This is a genomic window from Parasphingorhabdus sp. (assembly GCF_036964675.1).
Lineage (GTDB): Bacteria > Pseudomonadota > Alphaproteobacteria > Sphingomonadales > Sphingomonadaceae > Parasphingorhabdus.
Genome location: NZ_JBALTF010000099.1, coordinates 1 through 6,350, shown reverse-complemented (window position 1 = coordinate 6,350; position 6,350 = coordinate 1). Strand labels below are relative to the sequence as shown.

8 protein-coding genes are annotated in these 6,350 nt (G+C 57.5%); 3 read left to right on the top strand and 5 right to left on the bottom strand.

Translation table 11 applies throughout. The features are described 5' to 3' along the window. The 4 genes from V7665_RS12760 to V7665_RS12745 form a co-directional block, all read right to left on the bottom strand. The coding region (locus tag V7665_RS12760; RefSeq protein ID WP_335664915.1) for a TonB-dependent receptor at positions 1-1,202 on the bottom strand (1,202 nt) is incomplete at its 3' end. 56 nt (positions 1,203-1,258) lie between these two features. Further along, a complete protein-coding gene (locus tag V7665_RS12755; protein ID WP_335664914.1) occupies positions 1,259-1,657 on the bottom strand; it encodes a nuclear transport factor 2 family protein in 399 nt (132 codons plus the stop codon). Beyond that, a complete protein-coding gene (locus V7665_RS12750) occupies positions 1,657-2,088 on the bottom strand; it encodes a nuclear transport factor 2 family protein (RefSeq protein ID WP_335664913.1) in 432 nt (143 codons plus the stop codon). Before V7665_RS12750 ends, V7665_RS12755 begins: the two co-directional genes overlap by 1 nt. After that, positions 2,088-2,831: an aspartate/glutamate racemase family protein gene (locus V7665_RS12745; protein ID WP_335664912.1), complete on the bottom strand. Its 744-nt coding sequence runs from the start codon at positions 2,829-2,831 to the stop codon at positions 2,088-2,090. Before V7665_RS12745 ends, V7665_RS12750 begins: the two co-directional genes overlap by 1 nt. 136 nt (positions 2,832-2,967) lie before the next feature. On the opposite strand from V7665_RS12745, the gene V7665_RS12740 reads away from it, so the two are divergent. Continuing rightward, positions 2,968-3,621 (top strand): GntR family transcriptional regulator, encoded by a 654-nt coding sequence (locus V7665_RS12740; RefSeq protein WP_335664911.1) that lies wholly within the window; start codon positions 2,968-2,970, stop codon positions 3,619-3,621. A 17-nt stretch (positions 3,622-3,638) separates the two neighbouring features. On the opposite strand, the gene V7665_RS12735 is transcribed toward V7665_RS12740, so the two are convergent. Continuing rightward, positions 3,639-4,820, bottom strand: a complete 1,182-nt coding sequence (locus tag V7665_RS12735) for a CaiB/BaiF CoA transferase family protein (protein ID WP_335664910.1) — start codon at positions 4,818-4,820, stop codon at positions 3,639-3,641. A 64-nt stretch (positions 4,821-4,884) separates the two neighbouring features. Here V7665_RS12735 and V7665_RS12730 point away from each other — a divergent pair, with 64 nt between their 5' ends. Together V7665_RS12730 and V7665_RS12725 are read left to right on the top strand one after the other, a co-directional pair. Continuing rightward, positions 4,885-5,805, top strand: a complete 921-nt coding sequence (locus V7665_RS12730) for a hydroxymethylglutaryl-CoA lyase (protein WP_335664909.1) — start codon at positions 4,885-4,887, stop codon at positions 5,803-5,805. Between the two features lie 30 nt (positions 5,806-5,835). Next, on the top strand, positions 5,836-6,350 hold a 515-nt coding region (locus V7665_RS12725), incomplete at its 3' end, for a hydantoinase/oxoprolinase N-terminal domain-containing protein (protein WP_335664908.1).

Here is a 6,350-nt window from a genome sequence, read left to right as displayed (position 1 = left end):
GTGGTTGGACTATAGGCGCCGAGGGTGGACCCATTGACCGGGTCAAAAATGAACGGGATCGGATTATTGCCGACAAAGGTCGGTGCATTGAGCGGATAGCCGGTCAGTTGCGCCGTGGTCGTGAAACAGCTGTTCGACGCTGCTACCGACGCGGGCGTTGCACCAGGGAAAGTGTAGCGCGCGAAATCTGCCGACGTACCATCTGCCGTCAGCGCCTGGTCCACGTCGCTGTAAAGCGCCCAGGCGGTTAGCGTCATTGCTTCAAATTCATGGGTCAGCTTGACCGATGTTTCAAACGTGGTTTGATCATTGGTCGGACGGATATTCGAATAATAGCCGAATTTGTGCGTGTTCACGTCTTCAAAAAAGGCCGGATCGACACCAGCAAAATTGGGTAGATGGAAAGCGGTGTTGAAGTTGATCGAGGCACCGGAAAGATCGGCATAGCGCGCTTTCACATCGACTTCGGTCGAATCGCCCAGCTCGGCGACAAACCGCCCGTCGACCGACCAGGTTTCCTGATCATCGACCACTTTTCTGTTGTTCAGAAAGCTGTTGCGATAAAAGCCGTCGGTGGTGTTGTAGGAGCCAGAGAGAACCAGGCCGGCACTGTCGCCCACTGGCGTTGAAATATAAGCGGACGCCTTATAGGTATTATCCTCAGCGGCGCTGACCTTGATGCCACCTTCCATGATATCGCCCGGCTTGAGTGTCTGGATGACAATCGCACCAGCGGCTGCATTGCGGCCATAAAGCGCGCCTTGCGGACCTTTCAGGATTTCGATCTGGCGCAGCGTTCCCTGATCCTGGTTGAGCTGGGCGGTGTTGGTCTTGAGAATGCCGTCGACCACCAATGCAACCGAGCTTTCGGCATCGCGCGCACCATTGATGCCGCGGATGTTGATCTGGGTGTCGCCCGCTTCTGCGGTGCCGCTGACAATCGTCACACCAGCGGTCAGCTGGACAAATTCATCGGCTTGCTGAACACCGGTGCGGTCGAGCATTTCTTCGGTAAACACGGTGACCGACGCCGGAACGTCAGCGAGTAATTCATTCTGCCGACGCGCGGTGACGATGATGACATTGCTGTCCTCGCCTTCGCTCGCTGACTGATCGCCACCGACTTGGGCGAAGGCCGGGTTGAAACCAACCAGCGCGGCGAAACCGGCTGAAAGTGAAAGAACTGTTTTGATGCGACGCATTTTTCTTCCTTCCCTGAATGGAATGATTTGCAGGCCTCTTGACCCGTCAAACAGATTTAAACGAGCACATTGGCTCCGCTCATATAGACATAGACTTCCTGAAATTTTCCGTCCCGGACCCGCCAGAAATTGGTGTTGTTGAGCAAAGTGACGCTGCCATCGGCATCGGTCAATTCCGCAGTGAAGCTGGCTGCAATGCGGCCATTGGCTTCATCGACGGTGCAGGTGAAATCGCGGTGGACGATGGTCTCGTAAGCGCCGAAGAAATCTTCGAACATGCGCCGGATTTCTTCTTTTCCACTATGGCGGGTGAAGGCGGTCTGGACACAGAATAGGGCGCCGTCATGGAAACAGTCGAGCGCGGCGTCCATATTCTTGGCGTCGACATTGCCGAAATAGATTTTGGTCGCCAGTTCGATCAGCTCAGCGCGGGAGAGGCCGGGTTCATATTGCATCAGGCATCTCCTTCTTTGAGCAGATTGTCGCCGCTCATATAGACGGTGACGTCCTGGAAAAGGCGGTCCTTGCAATAGAAGCGGTTGCAATTTTCATAGCGCAATTGCTCGCCACCATTGGGAGTAATCAGCACGGTGAACTGCGAACAGATGGCGTTTGATCCGGGATCGGCCGTGTGGACAAAATTGCCGTGCCAGATCTGCTCGAAATCCGCAAACAGCTTTTCAAACATTGCCCGGATCGCATCGCGACCTTTGTGGGTCGTGTCGGACGTGGCCTCGTGCAGGATCGCGTCGGGCGCGAAACAGTTGAGCACCTGAGTCATATTCTTGTTGTCGACACCATCGAAATAGCGCTTGGTCACGATATCGATATAGAAGGGATAGGGCAGCGGCACCTGTCCCGCCATGCCGGGAGTCCAGTCAGCCATTAATACCACCCCTTTCTGATGTCCGCGTCTTTCGGCACCTCGGGAGAAGGAAATGCCTTCTTGCTGTGGGTAAGACCAAGTTCGATCAGCGTTTCGAGAAATTTATAGGCAACCTGGCCGGGGTTGAGCACCGGGATCGGCAGGTTGGCGTCAAGATATTTGGCCGACTGGTGCATCGTGGTCGAACCGAGGACGATGACATCCGCGCCATCTTCTTCCATCGCCAGCATCGCTTCGGCCCTGAGCTTGTCGAAAATCACTTCTTCCTTGCCGGCCAGCAATTCGGTGACGTCTGGCCTTGTGTCGATCGAGCGCAGCGAAGCGACCCGTTCCCACCAGCCATATTCGGTGAGGGTTTTTTCGTAGAGCGGGAACCATTCCGGCCACATCGTCAGCACGGTGAATTTCTTGCCCAGCATCATTGCGGCGGCGAAGGCCGCTTCGCCGGGTCCGACCACCGGAATATTGAGCCGCGAACGGAGCGCGCGCAAGCCGCTGTCACTGACCGTGTCGATCAGCACCCCGGCATAGCCTTCTTCTTCGGCTGTGATCCCGGCCTGAAAAACCGTCCAGTCCATCAGCAAAGTGTCATGATAGCTGTCGCCGAGGGCAGCGCCCCAGGGAACGGCGACAAATTCGGGCTGGAAACCGGCGCGGACAAAATCTGCGGGCAATTGTTCTGCGCGGGCGGCGACACCGGCCTCATCCATCGGGATGGGGACAATGACCTTTATCCGTTTCATAGCAATTTCGGTTCGGGCATGGTAATCAAAAACTCCCTGATGCCGTTCTATTGTATACAATTGCCCTCCGTCAAGCGGAAACTGCCCAAAAGCGTAAGACTTGCCCAACGCTGTTTATTCCGCCAATAGCCGGTGCATGAGCCGCGCTTCCGACACCGCCTATGAAAAAATCCGCAGCTTCATTCTGTATGGAGAGGCCCATCCGGGTATGCAATTGACCGAGGAACGGCTGTCGGAGATTTCCGGCGTGTCACGGACCCCGGTGCGCGATGCGGTCCAGCGACTGGAAAATGAAATGCTGCTGGTGCGCAGCGCCTCCAAGCGGCTTTCGGTCGCGGATTGGTCGGATGATGAAATAGACGAAATGTTTACGCTGCGGGCGATGCTGGAATCCCATGCCGCCGAACGGGCCGCGCGGCGGATGGATGCCGACAGCCTGAACCGCTTGCGGACGATCAATGATCGGCTGACAAAGGCGGTTCATCGGCCGGAGCCCGACATCACGACTTTCCTCGATGCCAACCGACAGTTTCACGATCTTATACTGGAATGCGCCCAATCACCAAGATTGAGCAAATTGCTGCCAGCGCTGGTCGAACAGCCGGTGGTCCGGCGCACGGCCAATCAATATTCGCAGGATGACCTGATCCAATCGGGGTCAGATCATGATGAGCTGATTGCCGCTTTCGCTGCCAAGGATCGCCAATGGGCCGGCGCGGTGATGACCAGCCATATCCGCCGCGCCTTCCATAGCTTCAGCGGTGCCACCAGGCGGACTGCCGAAGATTGATCTTCCGATATTGATCTTCAGATAATACCGCGCTCCAGCAGATCGGCCATCGTCGCGCTGTCCATGCCGAGCAATTCGCCATAAACCGCTTCATTATGCGCCCCGAGTTCCGGACCGACGCTGTCGATATGGCCGGGGGTTTTCGAAAGTTTGGGCGCGACATTCTGCATCACGAAATTTTCATGCTGCGGATGGTCTACCTTGACCAGCGCTTCCCGCGCCTTGAAATGGGGATCGGCGAGCATTTCCGGTGCGCGATAGACATTGCCGGCGGGCACGCCATGTTCCTCGCACATGTCCAGCAAGTCCTGGCTGGCGATGGTTCTGGTCCATTCCATGATCAGATCGTCCAGTTCGGCCTGATGTTCGCCGCGCGCGATATGGGTTGCATAGCGCGGATCCTCGCCCAGTTCCGGGCGTCCCATCATCGCCGACATCCGCTTCCACACGCTGTCCTGATTGCCGCCAATCAGAACGCTGCCGTCGCTGGTCGGGTAGACGTTGGATGGCGCGATTTTCGGCAGGATCGAGCCGGTGCGTTCGCGGATATGTCCGGCCACCGTATATTCCGCGACGGTCGATTCCATATTGGCCAGAACCGCTTCATAAATCGCCGAATCGACCACCTGGCCCTCGCCGGTTTTATGGCGATATTCCAGCGCCATCAGCGCGCCGAGACAGGCATAGGTCGCGGCCAGCGAATCGCCGATCGACAGGCCGGCGCGGCTGGGCGGACGGTCGGGCTCGCCCATGATATAGCGCATGCCGCCCATTGCCTCACCGATGCCGCCATAGCCGGCGCGGTTTGAATAGGGGCCGGTCTGGCCATAGCCGGACACGCGAATCATGATCAGACCCTTGTTGATGGCGCTGAGCGTTTCGTAACTCAGATCCCATTTTTCCAGCGTACCGGCGCGGAAATTTTCGAGCAGAAAGTCGGATTTCTCGACCAGCTTCTTGACGATCGCCTGGCCCTCTTTTTCCCGCAAATTCAGGGTTATCGACTTTTTATTGCGACCGACAACGGAAAACCAGAGCGGGATGCCCTGTCCCCAGCTGCGCATCGCATCGCCGACTTTGGGTGGCTCTATCTTGATCACTTCGGCGCCGTGGTCGCCCATCAGCTGACCGCAGAACGGCCCCGCGATCAACTGGCCCATTTCGATCAACCGTAAACCTGTCAACGCCCCTTGCGTCATGAAAAATACTCCCGCATCATGCTTTCTCCTATACAAAGCACTATCAGGATTGTATACAATTTATATGAGCACAGCCAGTCGCACAGCGGTCACAATTTTGGAAGTCGGTCCAAGGGACGGGCTGCAGAATGAAGCCGAGATCATTTCAACGGCGGACAAGCTGGGGTTGATCCATCGCATGCTGGATGCCGGGGTGAAGCGGATCGAAGTGGCCAGCTTTGTTCATCCGGGACGCGTGCCGCAAATGGCCGATGCCGAGGCGGTGATCGCCGGACTGCCCGACCGCGACGATATTTCCTATATCGGACTATGCCTGAACAAGCGCGGCGTGCTGCGCGGACTGGCGACGCGGGAAGGCAACAAGCGCGGGATCGACGAAGCGGGCTGCGTGGTTGTGGCTAGCGACACGTTCGGCCAGAAAAATCAGGGCCAGACGATAAAACAGGGCATCAAGGAAAATCGCGAGATGATCCGCTTTGCCAAGGCCGAAGGGCTGAAAGCCCAGGTCACGATATCGGCGGCCTTTGGCTGTCCGTTCGAAGGCGCGGTCGATCCCGAGACGGTCCTCCATATTGCCGAGGAAATGGCCGCCGAAGACCCGATGGAAATTGCCCTGGCCGATACCATCGGTGTCGGCGTACCGGCGCAGGTCACCGACCTGTTCGGACGGCTCCGGGAAATATTGCCCGCCCATATCGGCATGCGCGCCCATTTTCATGACACCCGCAACACCGGCATCGCCAATGCCTGGGCCGCCATCCAGGCCGGCGTAGAAACGCTGGATTCCAGCCTTGGCGGGCTGGGCGGCTGCCCGTTTGCGCCCAATGCCACCGGCAATATCGCGACCGAAGATCTGATCAACCTGCTCGACCGCTCCGGCGTCGGCCATGATCTCGATCTGCGCAAGGCAATCGCCACCAACCAATGGTTCGAAAGTATAATTGGCCGTCCGCTGCCGTCGCTGGTCGCAAGAGCCGAAGCCTGAATGACAGTGTTACAAGAGAAAGATTGAAATATGGGATATCGCTTGGGTGTCGACGTCGGCGGAACTTTTACCGATCTGCTGCTGATTGACGAAGCCACCGGGAAAACCTTCCGGGACAAGGTGCCATCAACCCCGAGCGATCCGTCACAGGCGGTGATCAATGGTGCAAGAGCGCTTTGCGAGCGCCAGAATATTGCCCCGGGCGACATCGACCTGTTCCTGCACGGCACCACGGTCGCGACCAACGCGATGCTGGAAAAGAAGATCGCCAAGGTCGGTCTGATTGTCACCGAAGGCCATCGCCATCTGATGCAGATTGCCCGCAGTCTGGTCCCCGGTGGCCTCGCCGCCTGGATCATCTGGCCCAAGCCCGAACCGATGGCGGCGCTACAACGAACGATAGAAGCGCCCGAGCGGATGGATGCCAAGGGGCATACCATTCGCCAGCTCGATGTACCGGAAATGCGTGCGCGGCTCGAGAAGCTGAAGGCATCCGAAGAAGTGGAAGCGCTGACCATCTGCCTGATGAACAGCTATGTCGATGG